15 protein-coding genes are annotated in these 18,386 nt (G+C 47.6%); 9 read left to right on the top strand and 6 right to left on the bottom strand.

Going from position 1 to position 18,386, the window contains the following annotated elements:
- Positions 1 to 6 precede the first annotated feature (6 nt).
- Both AC1DFM_RS20810 and AC1DFM_RS20805 read right to left on the bottom strand, forming a co-directional pair.
- A complete protein-coding gene (locus AC1DFM_RS20810; RefSeq protein WP_477078678.1) occupies positions 7 to 243 on the bottom strand; it encodes a VF530 family protein in 237 nt (78 codons plus the stop codon).
- A gap of 36 nt (positions 244 to 279) precedes the next feature.
- Positions 280 to 1,311: a GntR family transcriptional regulator gene (locus AC1DFM_RS20805; protein WP_477078677.1), complete on the bottom strand. Its 1,032-nt coding sequence runs from the start codon at positions 1,309 to 1,311 to the stop codon at positions 280 to 282.
- A gap of 180 nt (positions 1,312 to 1,491) precedes the next feature.
- On the opposite strand from AC1DFM_RS20805, the gene rhaT reads away from it, so the two are divergent.
- The 7 genes from rhaT (at position 1,492) to AC1DFM_RS20770 (ending at position 10,652) form a co-directional block, all read left to right on the top strand.
- Complete coding sequence (rhaT, locus tag AC1DFM_RS20800; RefSeq protein WP_477078676.1) at positions 1,492 to 2,547, top strand: L-rhamnose/proton symporter RhaT; 1,056 nt, start codon at positions 1,492 to 1,494, stop codon at positions 2,545 to 2,547.
- Between the two features lie 19 nt (positions 2,548 to 2,566).
- Positions 2,567 to 4,693: a bifunctional aldolase/short-chain dehydrogenase gene (locus AC1DFM_RS20795; protein WP_477078675.1), complete on the top strand. Its 2,127-nt coding sequence runs from the start codon at positions 2,567 to 2,569 to the stop codon at positions 4,691 to 4,693.
- Positions 4,694 to 4,728: 35 nt separating this feature from the next.
- Entirely contained in the window at positions 4,729 to 6,003 is a 1,275-nt protein-coding gene (locus tag AC1DFM_RS20790; protein ID WP_477078674.1) for a sugar isomerase, read from the top strand.
- A gap of 14 nt (positions 6,004 to 6,017) precedes the next feature.
- The gene (locus AC1DFM_RS20785; protein ID WP_477078673.1) at positions 6,018 to 7,415 is read left to right on the top strand and encodes an FGGY-family carbohydrate kinase; all 1,398 of its coding nucleotides are present in this window, start codon (positions 6,018 to 6,020) and stop codon (positions 7,413 to 7,415) included.
- Between the two features lie 39 nt (positions 7,416 to 7,454).
- Positions 7,455 to 8,390 (top strand): alpha/beta hydrolase, encoded by a 936-nt coding sequence (locus AC1DFM_RS20780; RefSeq protein WP_477078672.1) that lies wholly within the window; start codon positions 7,455 to 7,457, stop codon positions 8,388 to 8,390.
- A 104-nt stretch (positions 8,391 to 8,494) separates the two neighbouring features.
- On the top strand, positions 8,495 to 8,701 hold the full coding sequence (locus tag AC1DFM_RS20775) for a hypothetical protein (protein WP_477078671.1): 207 nt from the start codon (positions 8,495 to 8,497) through the stop codon (positions 8,699 to 8,701).
- A 190-nt stretch (positions 8,702 to 8,891) separates the two neighbouring features.
- Positions 8,892 to 10,652, top strand: coding sequence for an alpha-L-rhamnosidase-related protein (locus AC1DFM_RS20770; protein WP_477078670.1), 1,761 nt, complete (start codon positions 8,892 to 8,894; stop codon positions 10,650 to 10,652).
- Between the two features lie 64 nt (positions 10,653 to 10,716).
- On the opposite strand, the gene AC1DFM_RS20765 is transcribed toward AC1DFM_RS20770, so the two are convergent.
- From AC1DFM_RS20765 to AC1DFM_RS20750, 4 genes are all read right to left on the bottom strand, one after another.
- Positions 10,717 to 11,169: a MarR family winged helix-turn-helix transcriptional regulator gene (locus AC1DFM_RS20765; protein ID WP_477078669.1), complete on the bottom strand. Its 453-nt coding sequence runs from the start codon at positions 11,167 to 11,169 to the stop codon at positions 10,717 to 10,719.
- Between the two features lie 27 nt (positions 11,170 to 11,196).
- Positions 11,197 to 11,616 carry an SRPBCC family protein gene (locus tag AC1DFM_RS20760; protein ID WP_477078668.1) on the bottom strand — a complete coding sequence of 140 codons (420 nt, stop codon included), beginning with the start codon at positions 11,614 to 11,616 and terminating at the stop codon, positions 11,197 to 11,199.
- 115 nt (positions 11,617 to 11,731) lie between these two features.
- Positions 11,732 to 13,090, bottom strand: a complete 1,359-nt coding sequence (locus AC1DFM_RS20755) for a Gfo/Idh/MocA family protein (protein ID WP_477078667.1) — start codon at positions 13,088 to 13,090, stop codon at positions 11,732 to 11,734.
- A gap of 73 nt (positions 13,091 to 13,163) precedes the next feature.
- Complete coding sequence (locus tag AC1DFM_RS20750) at positions 13,164 to 13,769, bottom strand: RNA polymerase sigma-70 factor (protein WP_477078666.1); 606 nt, start codon at positions 13,767 to 13,769, stop codon at positions 13,164 to 13,166.
- A gap of 151 nt (positions 13,770 to 13,920) precedes the next feature.
- Here AC1DFM_RS20750 and AC1DFM_RS20745 point away from each other — a divergent pair, with 151 nt between their 5' ends.
- Both AC1DFM_RS20745 and AC1DFM_RS20740 read left to right on the top strand, forming a co-directional pair.
- A complete protein-coding gene (locus AC1DFM_RS20745; protein WP_477078665.1) occupies positions 13,921 to 14,886 on the top strand; it encodes a FecR family protein in 966 nt (321 codons plus the stop codon).
- 224 nt (positions 14,887 to 15,110) lie between these two features.
- Complete coding sequence (locus AC1DFM_RS20740) at positions 15,111 to 18,371, top strand: SusC/RagA family TonB-linked outer membrane protein (protein WP_477078664.1); 3,261 nt, start codon at positions 15,111 to 15,113, stop codon at positions 18,369 to 18,371.
- Positions 18,372 to 18,386 lie beyond the last annotated feature (15 nt).

Here is an 18,386-nt window from a genome sequence, read left to right as displayed (position 1 = left end):
TGATCATTATTTCAACTTATTTTTTCTCAGGGAATATTTGTAGAAGTCTTCCACCTTTTGCCGCGCCCAGGGCGTTTTACGCAGGAACTTCAAACTGCTCTGTACCGATGGATTGCTCGTGAAACAATTAATCCTGATCTGTTGTCCCAGTTCTTCCCAGCCATAACTCTCATAGAGGTGCGTCACTATTTTCTCTAAGGTAAGCCCGTGCAGCGGATCATTGGATTTTTCTGGTGTTTGCATATTTTTCCGTTTAATGCCCCAAAGGTAGGAAAATAGTTATAGCGACGCCCGCATGGTCACATAAAACGGTACCTCAATCTGTGCCCTGGAATGATCCAGGATCAGTTGCGCCGCCATTTCTCCCATACATTTGAAGTCCGTGGAAATAGTGGTAATGCCGTTCAGGATGAACTTTTTTAGCGGGGTTTCATTATAGGAAATTACGCCCACATCTTTGCCTATCTGCAGATTCAGAGAAATAATTCTTTCTATCAGCAACACCAGGTCATTTTCCCGCAGGTTAATATATACGTCTCCCGGCTGGATATCTTCTATCTCAATTTCATTCACCTTTTTACTGTTGAATGCATAATTCTGACAGAACTGCGCAAACCCTTCATAAATTTCTTCCGGGTAATAGGTGTTTTCCGGGTAAATTATTTTCAGGGTATGGTACTGCTGCAGCTTATCCATGGCTTGTTCCAGGGCGCCATAAATATCTTCCTGAAAATTTTCATACACCGCGCCATATTCACCGGTAACGCCTTTCAGCTTCTTATCCAGCAAAATAAGCTTCTCTTTGGGAATGGTGTTGATCACTTCATCTACATGCTCCCAGCGCTCGCGGAAATGCGGAAGGATCACCACATGCGTATATTCCTGTATGTTTTCGGACAACAGTTTTTTAAACAGGCTGAAGTCACTGTTGTAAATATAAAAGTCGATGTTGGCCTGTTCTCCTAATTTATCGGCGAAGGAATCATAAATGATTTTTTTGTGCTCGCTCAGTTTATTAAACAGGAGTAGTATCTTGTATTGCTGGTCAAGATTAGTATGTTGTACATAATATCCTTTACCTGGCACAGACCCCAGTATCCCCAGGCCTTTGAGGTACTTGTAGGCTTTTTCTGCGGTATCTCTTGATATTTCAAATGCATAGCTAACCTCATTGATGGAAGGCAAAATATCATCCTGTTGTACTTTCTGGTCTACAATGGCTTTAATAATGGAATTGGCCAGTTGGAAATATTTAGGAGTGGCCGAGAAGTCGTCTATAAACAGGTATTTAAAAATCGGATGTTGTTTCATGCGCAATAGGTGTTAGTCCCGTGGAATTTGCTGTCAGCAACTTTTCCCGACAATGATAGTCATTTAATTCAACAATTGGTAGCGGATATTGGAAGCATGACAGTGCATGACAGTTTGAAATGATTCATGCTTTATTTTTATGAAACATTAGTTTTCCACGTTACAAATTACATACTTGTTATGCAAGCTTTACTGGGCGTTTTATTCCACTTTATCGGAGGATTTGCCTCCGGAAGTTTTTATATCCCTTACAAGAAAGTGAAGGGCTGGAGTTGGGAAAGCTACTGGATTGTGGGCGGAATATTTTCCTGGCTGGTGGTGCCGCTGATGGCGGCCTGGCTAACTGTCCCCGGCTTTATGGATATTATTGGCAGCACACAGGGGCATGTACTTTTCTGGACCTATTTCCTGGGTGTATTATGGGGTATCGGTGGCTTAACCTTTGGGTTGTCGATGCGCTACCTGGGTATGTCATTAGGGATGGCGGTTGCCCTGGGATTCTGCTCCGCTTTTGGCGCGCTCATACCACCGGTGTACCGTCAACTTTTTACCGATGATCCCAATACTTTCGGCGCCATGTTACATTCCAGCAAAGGCTTGTATGTATTGATGGGAGTAGTGGTATGCCTGATTGGTATTGCTATCTGTGGCAGGGCAGGCGTATTAAAGGAACGGGAACTGTCGGACGAAGAAAAAACAGCCGCCATCAAGGAATTCAATCTGCGCAAAGGACTGATCGTTGCCATCATTTCCGGTATACTAAGCGCTTGTATGAGCTTTGCCATTTCAGCGGGTGGCAGCATGGGAGAGGCCGCCGTGGCTAATAACGTGAACCCCCTGTTCAAAAACAATGTTATTTTTGTGATCATCATGCTGGGTGGGCTCACCACCAATTTTACCTGGTGTATGATCCTCAATAGAAGAAATCAGTCGTTCAACGACTACACCAATAAGGAAACACCACTGGTAAAAAATTATCTGTTCGCCGCTATTGCCGGTACTACCTGGTTCCTGCAATTCTTTTTTTATGGTATGGGAGAAAGTAAGCTGGGTAATGACGCCAGTTCCTGGATACTGCACATGGCCTTTATTATCCTCATCTCCGGCATGTGGGGATTTGTGCTGAAGGAATGGAAGAACGCCAGCAGTAAAACATTCGCTACTATTTCCCTCGGTATATTCACCATCATTCTTTCTGTTGTACTGGTGGGATATGGTAATTCATTAACCAATTAAACGTTAAAATTTATATAGTATGTCTTTAGATAGAATTACCACGCCATTCAGGCATGTCAGTTATTTATGGGATGAAGCAACAGCAGCTGGTATGGCGGGCGATGAAGTAGCTTTGTTGATTTATCGTTCCAATTTATTGGGTGCTGACCTGCGGTTAACCAATTATGGGGGCGGAAATACTTCCTGTAAAGCCATGGCCAAAGATCCGCTGACAGGCGAACCCGTTGAAGTGATGTGGGTAAAAGGTTCTGGCGGCGACCTCGGTACACTGAAAAGAAATGGGTTGGCCGCACTATATGTAGACCGGCTCCGCAGCCTGCAGCAAATCTACCGCGGCATAGCACATGAAGATGAAATGGTGGAGTTGTTTAATCACTGTATCTACGACCTCAGTTCCAAAGCCCCTTCCATTGATACCCCGTTACACGGATTTCTCCCTTTCAAACATATTGATCACCTGCACCCCGATGCCGCTATTGCAATTGCTGCCGCGAAAGACGGGAAAAAAATCACGCAGGAATTATTCAACGGCACCATCGGTTGGGTACCCTGGCAGAAGCCCGGCTTCGACCTGGGATTACAACTGAAACAATGCCTCGATGAAAATCCCGGTATCCGAGGCATTATGCTGGGATCTCATGGCCTGTTCACCTGGGGCGATACCGCTTACGAAAGCTATATCAATACCCTGGAAGTGATAGAACGCTGTGCCACTTATCTCGAAGAAAATACCGGCCGCACAAAACCGGTATTTGGAGGCGCAAAAATCACTTCATTGGCGCCGGAAGTACGCAAGGTCCAGGCGGCTGCTTTGGCGCCGGTTTTACGCGGTTACTGTTCTTCCCAGCAGAAAATGGTGGGACACTTCACAGACGACCCCCGCGTACTGGAATTTATCAACTCACAAGACCTGGATCGCCTCGCACCGCTGGGCACCAGTTGCCCGGATCACTTCCTGCGTACTAAAATCAGTCCGCTGGTATTGAACCTCGCCCCGGATGCTTCCCTGGAAGACGTAGCCGCGGTGAAAGCCGGACTGGCGCCGCTCTTTGATGCCTACCGGGAAATGTATGCGAATTACTACAACACCTGCAAACACCCGAACAGTCCAGCTATGCGCGATCCCAATCCCGTAGTGATCCTGTATCCGGGCGTAGGGATGTTTACTTTCGCGAAAGATAAACAAACCGCCCGTGTAGCGGCAGAGTTTTATATCAATGCTATCAATGTGATGAAAGGTGCGGAGACCATTTCGGAATATACTTCTTTGCCCCGCCAGGAAGCTTTCAATATCGAATACTGGTTGCTGGAAGAAGCAAAGCTGCAACGTATGCCTAAGCCGAAAGCACTGACTGGCCGCATTGCACTGGTGACAGGCAGCGCCGGCGGTATCGGTAAAGCCATTGCCAGAAAATTTGCAGAAGAAGGCGCCGTAGTAGTGATCAACGATAATGATGAACAACGCCTGGCTACTGCCACGGAAGAGTTTAATAAATTATTTGGGAAAGATGTATTCGCAGCAGACCTGCTGGATGTAACAAATGCGGCGTCGATTCATCAAACCTTTAATACCGCCGTGCTGGCCTTTGGTGGCGTTGATATCATTGTCAACTGCGCAGGACTCTCTATTTCAAAACCACTCGAAGAACACACCGAAAAAGACTGGGACCTGTTATACGATGTATTGGTAAAAGGACAATTCCTGGTAACGCAAACCGGCGTAGACATTATCCGTAAGCAAGGCACCGGTGGTGATGTATTGAATATTGTCAGCAAAAATGCGCTCGTGTCTGGCCCCAACAATGCGGCCTATGGCTCTGCTAAAGCTGCTCAACTCCACCTGAGCCGCCTGAATGCTGCAGAACTGGGAAAAGATCGTATACGCGTAAACGTGGTGAACCCCGATGCCGTTATTTCCGACAGTAAAATATGGGCGGGCGCCTGGGCCGAAGGCCGTGCCAAAGCCTATGGTGTGAAGGTGGAAGAACTACCGGCATTCTACGCCAAACGTACCCTGTTAAACGAAATCATTGTCCCCGAAGATATTGCCAACGCCTGCTTCGTATTTGTAAGCGGACTGTTGAATAAAGCCACCGGCAACGTACTGAATGTGGATGGTGGCGTAGCGATGGCTTTTGTAAGATAAAAGCCCTATTTTATTGGCGTAAAAAAACGATCCTCATGCAATTAGCATCCTATAAAATAAATGAACATAACCAGGCATTGTTGCCGGCACATGAACGTGCTTTTAACTACCTGGCGGATGAAGTCCCCAATGCTGCCGGCATCGTGCAGCAACTGATGGACTTCCAGGTAGCCATCCCCAGCTGGGCACTCGGCACAGGCGGCACCCGCTTCGGGCGCTTCCCCGGCGGCGGTGAGCCCCGCAGCCTGGAAGAAAAAATAGGTGATGTAGGATTACTGCATCAGCTGAATCAGTCCAGCGGCGCCATCTCTCTGCATATTCCCTGGGATGTGCCGGATAATCCGGCGCATATCAAAGCCGTGGCCGCACAACATGGATTGCGCTTCGATGCCATGAACTCCAACACTTTCCAGGATCAGCCGGGACAAGCACTGAGTTATAAGTTTGGCTCCCTGCAGCATGTGAACAAAGACGTACGCAAACAAGCCATTGAACATAATATTGCGGTGATAGAACTAGGTGTTGCGTTAGGCTCGGATGTGCTATCCGTATGGTTGTCCGATGGCTCCTGTTTTCCGGGACAACTGAATTTCCGGCACGCATTTCAAAACACACTGGAAAGCCTGCACGAAATTTATGCTGCGCTGCCGGACCACTGGAAAATTTTTGTGGAATATAAAGCCGCAGAGCCTAATTTCTATTCCACCACGGTGGGCGACTGGGGGCAGTCGCTGCTATTCGCCAATAAGCTGGGTCCTAAAGCTTATTCCCTCGTAGACCTGGGACATCACCTGCCCAATGCCAACATCGAGCAGATTGTGTCGCTGTTGCTCATGGAAGGTAAACTCGGTGGTTTCCATTTCAACGATTCCAAATTTGGCGATGATGACCTCACCGTAGGTAGTATCAAGCCATACCAGCTGTTTTTAATTTTCAATGAACTGGTGGAAGGCATGGATGCACGTAACATGACGCACCACACCGATCTGGCCTGGATGATAGATGCGTCGCATAATGTGAAGGACCCGCTGGAAGACTTGCTGCAATCGGTAGAAGCTATCATGACCAGCTATGCGCAGGCCTTGCTGGTAGACCGTAAAAAATTATATGCGGCCCAGCAAAACAACGATGTGGTAATGGCGCAGGAAGTGCTGCAACAAGCTTTTCGCACGGATGTACGCCCACTGGTGGCAGCCGCAAGACTGCAGGCTGGCGGCGCTTTACAGCCACTTACATTATTCCGGTCGGAAAAAATAAGAGAACAACTGATTCGGGAAAGAGGTAATAAAGTAATGGCCACCGGTCTGTAATTTTAAAAGTAGTTATGAGTGAAATTCCCGTTATAGCCATCTTTGATGTTGGTAAAACCAACAAGAAACTGTTCCTTTTTGATGAGCAGTACCAGCTTGTGTTTGAACGAACCGCCCGTTTTACGGAAACCGTGGATGAAGATGGAGCGCCCTGTGAAAACCTGGAAAGCCTTCGTCTCTCTGTATTTGATTCTTTGAGAGAAGTATTCCGCCGAAAAGATATCGTGATCAAAGCGATTAACTTTTCGACTTATGGCGCCAGTTTGGTATACATCGATGAAGAAGGACGACCATTAACACCGCTATACAATTACCTGAAAGAATATCCCGCTGCCTTACGGGAGCAGTTTTATCAGGCTTACGGCGGAGAAAAGCATTTCTCGGTGCAAACCGCTTCGCCGGTATTGGGCAGCCTCAATTCCGGGATGCAGTTGTACCGGCTGAAATACACGCAGCCAGCCATTTACCAGCAGGTAAAGTATGCGCTGCATTTGCCGCAGTATATGAGCTATTTGCTGTCGGGCGTGGCCTGTGCAGATATCACCAGCATCGGCTGCCATACCAATTTATGGGACTTTCAACAACAAGGCTATCATACGTGGTTAATAAAGGAGGGGGCGCTGGAAAAGCTGGCGCCTCTTTTATCGTCTACCGCCGTGATGCCCGCTGCTTTTCCGGGGAACAACTATGCCGTAGGCACCGGTTTGCATGATAGCTCTGCAGCACTGATTCCATACCTGTTGAATTTCCAGGAACCCTTTGTATTGATTTCCACGGGTACCTGGTGCATCAGCTTACATCCGTTTAATGAAACGCCGCTTACCGACGAGGAGCTGGCCGCCGACTGTTTATGCTACCTCACTTTCCAGGGCAAGCCCGTGAAGGCTTCCCGCTTGTTTGCCGGTTATGAACATGAACAACAGGTAAAACGGATCGCCGCACATTTTAATCAACATACCGGTCATTATCGCAACATCACTTTTGATGGGAGTATTATCCGGCAACTCAAAGAGCGCAACAAACAAGATCACCTGCTGAAGCGCCCGGACCCGCAGTTATCCGAAGCGTCCGTATTCGGCCAAAGAGAACTGCACACGTTTTCTTCAGATACCGAAGCCTATCACCAACTGATGCTGGACATTGCCAACKAACAATATATCGCTACACAAAGAGTGCTCAACGGGGCGCCGGTGAAACGTATATTCGTGGACGGTGGATTCAGTAAAAATGTGATTTATATGAATTTGCTGGCAATACTATTTCCAGAGATAGAAATCTTTGCTGCATCTATGGCGCAGGCTACTGCCATGGGAGCAGCACTCGCTATCCATGCTGCCTGGAATAGCCAGCCATTACCCAACAACCTGATTGAATTAAAATATTATTCGGTGACGCATGACTTAACTTTATAGACTTTTTACTATATTACTTTTACTGCCAATAATCATATTATGCGTGCCCTCATTATTATCTTTTGCTGCTTTGTTAGCTTTGCTTCCTATGCACAAACCGTGATGCCCTTATATCCTGGCTTGCCACCTGGTGGCATTGCTACACCAGACGAAGAAATCACCGACAAGGACAACAACCGGATGCGCACCAGCGTGCCTACACTCACTGCATTTATACCTGCAAAAGAGAAAGCTACCGGTACGGCTGTATTGATTTGTCCGGGTGGCGCTTACGGAGGGGTAGTGCTGCAAAAAGAAGGATTAAACTTCGCTGAATACTTCGTGAAACAGGGCATCGCCGCCTTTGTACTTAAATACCGCCTGCCATCTGATAACATCATGACAGACAAGCGTAGCGGTCCCTTACAGGACGCACAGGAGGCGATGAAACTCATCCGGGCGCATGTGAAAGAATGGAACATCGATAGCAACCGCGTAGGCATCATGGGCTTTTCTGCCGGTGGCCACCTGGCATCTACGGTGGGTACTCACTTTGACCGCCCCGTGCTGGCTGCCAATGCAGGAATTAACCTGCGCCCCGACTTTATGATCCTCGTATATCCGGTGATCAGCATGGAAAAGAACCTTACGCATCCCGGTTCTCGCAAACGCTTACTGGGAGAAAGTCCGGATGAACTGACTGTTAAATATTACTCCAACGACCGGCAGGTAACGCCACAAACACCACCTACCATATTATTCCACACCGGCGACGACAAAGTAGTGGACGTCGACAATACACTACTGTTTTACCAGGCGTTACGCCACCAGCACGTGCCGGCCGAAATGCATATCTATCCCGAAGGCGACCACGGCTTTGTACTGAAACTACCCGCTGAGGGCTGGATGCAAATCGTGATGAAATGGATGGGCCGTATGGGGATGCTGAACCCCGATAACCCGCTCTTACAGGGAGGTACAGGACAGTTATACTGATACTATTTCCTATTTTGAGATAGGTTTTATATCGTGTTATGAATAATAACAGCGGGAAAGCTATGTATAACGGAGAACACTATACGATATTTTAAAATAATTACATGAGGAGTCTGCCAAAATCATCGGCTACGTTGTTGGGGCTGCTGTTAGCCGCCACCGCTGTAACCGGCGTCACCCGTGAGTTGCCTGAGTTTACCATGACGGATAAGAATGCCGTTGTGCCGTTAACGTTAGCAGCGTGTCAAAGTGGTTTTGTGCTATTCCGGAAAAAGGCCGCTGTCGATCAAAGTGGGAAGGTGAACATCTAAGCTTACTGTCACCGTCGTAAATACCTGGGTAAACCGGTTGATTGGCGATAGTCAGCTACCAAAAGAGGCACGTACAACATGTAGTAACGTAAACCCCTATACGCCGAATTCCACCCTACAATCGGCCGGCTTATTGGGTCCGGTAAAATTAATAGCGGTGTCATATTAATTCACGCAAGCATTACATCACATGAGCATATACAAAAGGCTGTTACAATTCAGTGTTATCCTGCTGGGAAGCGTTCCTGCCCTGGCCCAGCTACCGCCGGTGTTCGACAGCAGCCGCATGGCCACGGTCCAATCTACGTCAACCGTGCGGAGGTATTTATCTCCCGAAAAAATTATATGGCAAACAGACAATATTACTAATGCCACCCGTTTCCTGCTACCAGGTAACGGACAAGCTGATCTGGCCAATCAAAATATGTGTGTCTTGAAAAGCACGACTACCGTACATCCTGGCCTGTTGTTTGACTTTGGTAAAGAGCTGCATGGTGGTTTACAAATAGTGACCGGCATGTATAAAAGTGGGAAGCCAGTCAAGCTCCGCATCCGATTCGGCGAATCGGTGAGTGAAGCCATGAGTGATATTGAACCCGGTAAAAACGCCACCAATGACCACGCCGTCAGAGATATGGTGGTAGAGGTGCCCTGGCTGGGTAAACTGGAAGTGGGTAATACGGGTTTCCGTTTCGTACGCATCGACCTGCTGGACGATAATGCAGCACTGCAACTCAAAGAAGTACGCGCCATCTTCGTATATCGGGACCTGCCTTACCTGGGCTCGTTTAAGTGCAGTGATGAATTGCTGAATCAAATATGGCTCACCGGCGCTTATACCGTACACCTGAATATGCAGGACTATCTGTGGGATGGCATTAAGCGCGATCGCCTCGTATGGATTGGCGACATGCATCCCGAAACGTCTACGATCAGCGCCGTATTTGGCTACAATGAAGTAGTGCCGCGCAGTCTTGATTTGTCGCGGGATATCACGCCATTACCGCAATATATGAATGGCATGGTGTCGTACTCTATGTGGTGGGTGCTGATTCAGCGCGACTGGTACCAACACACCGGTAACCTGGCGTATCTGACACAGCAGGCCGCCTATCTGAAGGGATTGCTGCACCATCTCTGTGGTAAAATTGATGCGAACAACAGCGAAGATCTGCAGGACGGTACCCGCTTTCTGGACTGGCCTTCCAGCGAAAATAAACCGGGCATACACGCCGGTTTGCAAGCCATGATGATCATGACGTTGGATGCCGGTGCATCACTCAGTAAAGTACTGAATGATGCCGTTACCGTGAAGGAATGCGAAGCCGCTATTACCCGTTTGAAGAAAAATGTTCCTGATGCCAACGGCTCCAAACAAGCCGCGGCGCTACTTGCGTTATCCGGACTGGTACCTGCCGAAAAAATCAATAAAGAGATTTTATCGGTGGGCGGCGTAAAAGATTATTCTACATTCTACGGCTACTATATGCTGCAGGCAAAGGCCAAAGCGGGCGACTATCAGGGAGGGCTAAACGATATCCGTACCTATTGGGGCGCCATGTTGAAACTGGGCGCTACTACTTTCTGGGAGGATTTTAATATGGACTGGCTGCCCAATGCGTCCCGCATTGATGCACTTGTACAACCCGGACAAAAAGATATTCATGGCGATTATGGTGCTTACTGCTACAAAGGATTCCGGCATAGCCTCTGCCATGGCTGGGCTTCCGGCCCCACGCCCTGGCTCACGGAACATGTGCTGGGTATTACCGTTGTTGCGCCCGGATGTAAAGTGATCAAGGTGTCGCCTCACCTGGGAGATCTGCAGTTTGCAGAGGGAACGTTCCCTACGCCGTATGGCATTGTAACGGTAAAGCATACACGATTTGCTAATGGGAAAGTACAGTCGGATATCAAAGCGCCGGCGCAGGTAAAGGTGATCAGGGAGTAAACATTTCCGGAACTGCTTTTAACAGCAGTTATCCGGAAGCATCTCCACTAAACGCCGCCGTACCTCATTGCCCCAGCAGCATCCGTAGTTTACGATTAAACTCGCCTGTTTTCGTACCCAGTGGTTCAAAGAAATCTTTGTCAAATTGTTCTACCACTTTGATCGCCTGCCGTGTAATCTTTTCTCCGGCTGCGGTTAACGCTACTGTTTTAGCGCGGGTATCTGTGGCATGTTCCTTTCTTTCCAGCAATCCTTTTGTTTGCAAGGTGCGCAGCACGGTGGACGTGGTCATTGGATCTATTTTGGAATGCGCGGAAAGCAGAATTTGCGTCACCGGTTCGTGCTGCTGTGTAAGCCACATAATGCTGGCCAGCAGCACGAACTGGGAATGGGTAAGGTCATATTTTTCCAGGGCCTTCCGGATCTCTCTTTGCCATAAACTGGTTACCTGCCATAGCAGAAAGCCAGGACTTTCCTCAGCCGAGGGCGTACTAAAGGCATTATCTTCTTTTTTCATCTTCCCTTATTTTTCGGGTAAAAATAACTATAGTTTGCTCGCTACACGCACCTGGTTTTCCATCTCTTCCGGTAAACGATTCACAATATCCTGTGCTACTATTTTCTTCCACAGAAATCCTAACACGCCTGACACCTTCATCGTAACCGTTAATTTCAATCCTTCAGGTGTTTCTTCAAACGTGTGCTCACCGTACATTTTAGCCAATGGGAAACGCGTGAGGTCCACGAACTTTTTGTTAGGAACTGTTTCCCATAACTGAATTTTTACCTTCGGACCATTTTTCGGTTTCAGCAGGAAGTAGTTGCCCTGTTCAAACTGGCCATCCAATTTAGCATATTCAATGCCATTATCCCAGGTATGCCAGTTGTTGACGTCCGCAAACAGTTTCCACATTTGCTCTTTGGTAGCTTCTTTTGTAACGATGGTGTGAGATTGTGACCACATAAAGTATGTTTTTGAAGTCAATAATTATTTATAAGTGCAAATATAATAAGTGTACTTATAATAATCAAATATATTATTTCATGATAAGTTTATGGCCGCTTATCTCAGTGATTCCTTACACCTGCGGATGCTCCCAGGGCCCGCGGTAGGGGCGTTGTAACAGGGCGGTAGCAGCAGGATCACCGGTAATAATCCGTTTATGCGGATCATATACCACCGGCCGGCCGGTTTGCAGGGAGATATTGGCGAGAATACAGCTGGCCGTAGAGATATGGCCTTCTTCAATATCAGCCACCGGCTTGCCACCATTTTTAATGGCGCCCAGGAAATTAAGCAGGTGCAGGCGGGTAGCAGGTGCTGCATTCAGTTCAATAGCAGGCTCGGTAACGTCTTCCGGGTATTTTTCCTTTTCATATACTACATCCCGGTGAACAGGGGTACCATTGCCTTCGGGTATAAAGTCGTAAGACATGGTGCTGGCAGCAAGCGTGCCTTTCTCCCCGTATAGCTTAAACGCCCACGGATACTTGGGATCGGCCGGCGTGCCCCAGGTGCGGTGTTGCCATACACAGTTGAGGTTGTCGTATTCAAAAATGGCGGACTGCGTATCCGTTATATTGGATTTGCCTTCTTTTTGTACGTAAATACCACCGGTGGAGCTGATGCGTTTCGGCCAGCCCAGCTGCAGCATCCACCGAACGGTGTCGAACATATGGATACACATATCGCCCATAATGCCATTGCCATATTCCATGAAAGTGCGCCACCAGCGGACATGTGGCAATCCATCAAAAGGACGGAGCGGAGCCGGGCCGGTCCACATGTCGTAGTCGAAGTATTCCGGTACCGCCTGTACCGGCGGGTTGCCGTTATTTCGCATATGATAGTAACAGCACATTTCTACATGCGATACCTTCCCCAATAGTCCGGCATCCACAATGTTTTTTTTCGCTTCTATGAGATGTGGGGTGCTTTTTCGCTGTGTACCTACCTGCACTACCCGGTTGTATTTACGGGCTGCGGCCACCATGGCTTCTCCCTCTATTACGTCCACACTGATAGGCTTTTGTACATACACATGCGCACCTGCCTGCAGGGCTGCAATGGTTTGCAGGGCATGCCAATGATCCGGTGTGCCTACCAATACAATATCCAGCTCATTCTCGGCTAATAATTTACGGTAGTCGGTGTACAGCTTCGGCGTGGCGCCGGAGGTCTGTCGCTTTCTGACCATATCGCCCGCCGCCTGTAGCATCTGCTTGTCCACATCACATAAGGCCACCACCTGCACGGGTGCTACCTGTATGAGCCGAAATAAATCGCTTTTGCCGTACCAGCCGGTACCAATAAGCGCTACGCGATAAGGTTTGTCCGGGTTGATGAAATCGAGTGCGCTGGCGCCAATAGCGGCCAATGCGAGTGAGGCTGTGGCGCCTTTCAGGAAACGACGGCGCGCAATGTTAAAATGCTCCATAATCGTGGAATGGTTTACAACAAGAAATAGGTGTCCTGTACAACAGGTATCAATAGGAAAGAAAGATAATGAATCAGGCGAAGAAATTATAGCCCGTAAATAATATTAACAAAAGGAGCTCGTGGCTATTAAATTCTTTTCGCAAGATGGCTAACGCTTTGCCCATATGCTTTTCTACGGTATTAACAGAGATGCCTAATCGCTCTGCAATGCCTTTATTAGTGAGTAGTTCAAAACGACTGAGTTCAAAAACCTCCCGGCATTTATCCGGCATCTGTGCCAGCGTTTGCCGGAAACGCCATTCCAGGGCTTTCCCGTCTATGGTCGGTTGTATCACCTGGTGGGTGACCTGTGTAGCGGCTATATTAGCATGGTGCGCCGCATGTATGAGCTGGTTGCGAAATTCGTTGAGGATACGGTTTTTTAAACTGCCCAGCAGGTAAGGCTTTATGGGCTGCCGGATATCCAGTAAATGCCGGCGCTCATAAAAGCGTACAAATACTTCCTGTACGGCATCATCGGCTGCAGCTATCGACTGTAGCCGTTTATAGGCAGTGCGGTACATTACATCGATGTAGCGTTGATACAGTGTTTTAAAAGCAGTTTCATCATCCTGCTTCATCGCTGCCAGCAGGCGATCATCAGATAAGTCGGCATATGTTACAGTCAGGTCAGGCATTATTCATCTCCGGATTACAGGTTCACAGGGGAAAAGTATTTAAAAAAAATGAGAAATCGAATGCCTGTAGGCAGACAGCCGCAAAAAAAAGTTTCCATTCGAATGGCGGTAACTGGCGGTTGATGTGTTTAGTTAGAAAGACATTCACCTTATGAACGGAGAAAAATTGGCCGAACTCCTGCAAAAATACCAGGATGGCCAGTGTACAGAAGAGGAACGTTATCTTATTGAAAAGTTCTATCAGAGCTTTGATACAGAAGAGGATCAGCTGCCAGATAGTGCTGGCATGCAGCCAGCCTATGAGGTGCTGTACCAACAGGTGTTGCAAACGATCAAACAACCAACGGCCACCCGAAAGAAAATATTCCCTATTCGTCGCTGGGCGGCCGCTGCAGCCATATTGCTGATAGGCGCAGGCGCCACTTTTTATTTCCTGCAGCCCCGAAAACCGGTGACCTCCAACATTGTGGCAGGCAAAACCGGAAAGGTGAAGAAACGCTTTATCAAACTGTCGGATGGCAGTGCGGTACTACTCAATGCCCAAAGTGAATTAAAGTATCCACCTGTTTTTACGGGAAATACCCGCGAAGTGTACCTCAGCGGCGAAGCCTATTTCGACATTGCTGCCAACAGCCGCCAGCCTTTTATTGTACACACCCGCAATGTGGCTACTACTGTATTGGGCACCGTATTTAATATCAAAGCGCTGCCAGGCGATAGCGCCATAACCGTAACAGTAACACAGGGAAAAGTACAGGTCGCCGCCAATGGTAAAACACTGGGAGAAATAGGATCTAATCAGCAAATAGCTGTTGACCAATTAGCGGTGCAATACCGGAAAGAGGAGGGGGTTAATGTGGCGCCTGTAGTAGACTGGGTGAAAGAAGACCTCGTATTTAATAACGTTACCTATGAAGAAGCGGCCAAAGTACTGATGGAACAATATGGTATCCGTATTAATTTTCAACAGGCCGCATTGTTGAATTGCAGGTTTACCACCTCATTTAAAAATCAATCATCGCTGGAAGATATTCTTACCATACTCTGTGCATTCAATGGATCAACTTATAGTATACAAGACAGTATCGTCACCATTAGCGGAGGTAATTGTCAATAATTTAAAAACAAAAATGATGCTGTTATAATTAGCTATATAAGAAAAAAAGCAACCCCGGCTGCTACCAGGATTGCTTAACAGGTTTCAAATACTTTATGTAGAACACTTAAAACCCATTGCAATTTATGCAAAATTTTACGCTTTTGCCAGGGGCGAATGCGCAAGGCCCTGCTTTGCGCCGTCATCCCAAAATGGTTATCAACCAAAGAACACTGAATCTATTTATGAGATTAAATGTAATGGCTGCCGCCATCACTTTTGCCAGCACACAATTGTTAATGGCCGCTCCCGGTAAAGGGCAAAGCCTGGCCAAAACTACAGTTACCTTAAGTGTGCAGCACGAGTCTTTGAATGCTGCCTTGTCACGTATTGAACGCCTCGCGGAAGTGCGTTTTATTTATACCCAGGACCAGGTGGCCGCTTTCAACAACGTTTCTATACCGAAGGGTACCCGTACCATTTCGGAGCAGCTGGATTTATTACTGGCCGGAACACCGCTACGCTACAGGATTGTAAACGATCATTTTATTATTTATAATGGTGCAGTGGAAACGCCTGCCACCGTGAATACCACGGTAGTGAAGGAAGATGGCCAGGTGCGCGGTAAAGTCACCGATGCCAAAGGCAATCCGATTGCCGGCGCCACGGTGCATGTTGCTGGTACCTCACAGGGCGCGACTACCAACGCAGAAGGTATATTCGTCATCAAAGGACTAAAAGAAGGTAATTATACTATTGTCGCCTCTTCCATCGGCTTTGAAAAAGCTTCGGCCAGCATTACACTCAGCGGCAAAGAAGTGGTGGTGAATCTCCTGCTGCCTGACGGTCTCAACCCGTTGAATGAAGTGGTGGTAGTGGCCTACGGCACACAAAAACGTTCGAGCTTCACCGGCTCCGCTGCCACCCTGAAACCAGATGCTTTTCAAGGCTCTCCCAGGGCTTCGGTACAGGAAAATCTGCAGGGGAATGTAGCAGGTGTAATGGCTACCAGCGGCACCGGCCAACCTGGCGTTGCGCCGGATATCCGTGTAAGAGGTGTGGGGTCCGTGAACGCCGGCAGCTCACCGCTCTACGTGGTAGATGGGATTCCATTAGCTGCCACCGGTGTAAGCAGCATCAATAGCGCCGATATTGAAAGCTTTACCGTGTTGAAAGATGCGGCGGCAGCCTCTATCTACGGCTCCCGTGCCGCTAACGGCGTAGTCCTGATCACGACCAAAAAAGGAAAAAGCGGTAAAACAAAATTCAATGCATCTTCCCAGTTCGGATTCAATAAAGTCACACTGAATAAAGACCTCTATCCGCTCAATACCAACGAAATGATTACCCTGCTGAGAGAAGGCGTGAAGAATGCAGGGAAAGACGAAGCCTATTTCCAGTCGGAGCTTAAAACTGCCGGCATCGATACCACCGTTAATACCGATTGGTTTGATGTGCTGACACGCAATGGTCAGTTTCAGCAGTATGATCTCTCTGCCAGCGGCGGAACAGAAAAAACAACGTTCTATGGCTCCGGGAGTTATTATACCAGCAAGGCCGCACTGGAAGGCAGCGAGTTTAAACGCGCCACCGGTAATTTTAAACTCAGCAATAAGGCCACCGATAAATTGTCTTTTAAATTAGGGATACAGTTGAGTTACCGTCAACGCCGTGATCAACCAGACGCAGGCTCCAACGGCAACCCGGTAAGAATGTATAAACGCTATATGCCCTGGTTACGCGTGTTCAATAATGATGGCACCTACGACCTGAGCTACCTGAATAAATACAATCCCCTGGCCATCGTCAGAGAAAACTGGAACATTCGTTCCGACTATGGCGCCGTAGCAAATGCCAGTGCAAAGTATGATTTCACTAAATCACTCAGCCTCGAAAATCAATCCAGCATTGACTTTAACTACAATGATGCACAGGTGTTTTATAAAGGTGGTATTGGCACTGCACGCACCAATGGAGGAGAAGGATCTTACGCTACCTATAAAACATTCAATTGGGTGAATACCAGTATTCTCCGCTTTAATCAAAATTTCGGAGAACATGGTGTCAATGCTTACCTGGGGTATGAAGCACAGAAAGTGAGCTCCGGTGGTAATAATGCGGCCGTGCAAAATTTCCTGCCAGGTACTTATACCATGGATAATGCTGCTATCGCTACTGCTGCCGGCTCCAATGAAACAGGTAACTCCCTGAATTCTATTTTCGCCAACGCCGGATATAACTTTAAATCCCGTTATTACCTCAGCGCATCTGTGCGCCGTGACGGCTCTTCCCGTTTCGGAACCGCTACCAGATTCGGTAACTTCTGGTCAGTAGGTGCTTCCTGGAATATCGCAGATGAAGCATTTATGAAATCCGTACGTGCGGTGTCTGAGCTGCGTTTACGCACCAGCTACGGGGTAAATGGCAACCAGGATATCGGTGATTTCGTGTCCCGCGGACTTTATAGCAATACCGATTATAACCAAAGCCCCGGCTACTACTTTTCGAGATATGGTAATAAAAGACTGACCTGGGAAAAGAATAAACCATTTAATGTGGGCCTCGACTTCGGCGTACTGAGCAATCGTATTACCGGTACCGTAGAATACTACACCCGTAAAACTACCGACCTGCTGCTGGATATGCCTATCTCCGCCACTAATGGCCTGAGCAGCTATTTTTCAAATGTTGGTGAAATGAAAAACAGCGGATGGGAATTCCAGGTAAATACGCAGAACATTATATCCCGCAACAATGGCTTTGCATGGAATACCAGCTTTAATATCTCAACACTGAAGAATGAAGTCACCGCTTTAAATAGCCCTATTCTTTCTGATATCTATGATCGTCACGTAGGCGGCGACTTCTACCAGATTTATTTAAAAGGATATGCCGGCGTAGATCCTAAAAATGGAGAGTCCCTTTGGTATACAGATGGTACTAAAACAAAAACCACCAATGTATATGGTAATGCGGTACAATACGATCAGGGCAGTGCGTTGCCCAAATTCTTTGGAGGATTAACCAACACGTTCACTTATAAAGGTATCTCCTTAAGCTGCCTGGTGTTCTTCAATTACGGCAACAAGATTTATGATAACTGGGGATCTAATGCTAATGGTGACGGTGCATCACCATTGAATGGCGCCTCTAGCTTGCCCAGATACACTTACCTGCATCGCTGGCAGCAGGAAGGCGATATAACGGATGTACCGAAAGTAGTGTATAAAGGCACACAGTCTGGCGGTTACAGTTCCACCCGTTTCCTTTATAGCGGTAACTATATCCGTTTACGCGATATCTCACTCTCTTACGACCTGCCTGCTTATATGATGAAAGCTGCTCACATGGGCGGTGTACGCATCTATGCCAGAGCAAGTAACCTGTTTACCTATGTAGAAGATAAACGGATGAATTTTGATCCTGAAGTGGGTATTGATGGACAGGCGGATCAAAACGCACCGATGTATAAAACAGTTGTACTGGGAATCGATATCCGGTTTTAATCTTCAAATTAAACT

It is taken from the genome of Chitinophaga sp. 05T412 (genome assembly GCF_056396465.1).
Note: the sequence above shows the minus strand (reverse complement) of the source record. Positions and strands in the feature narration are given on the sequence as shown.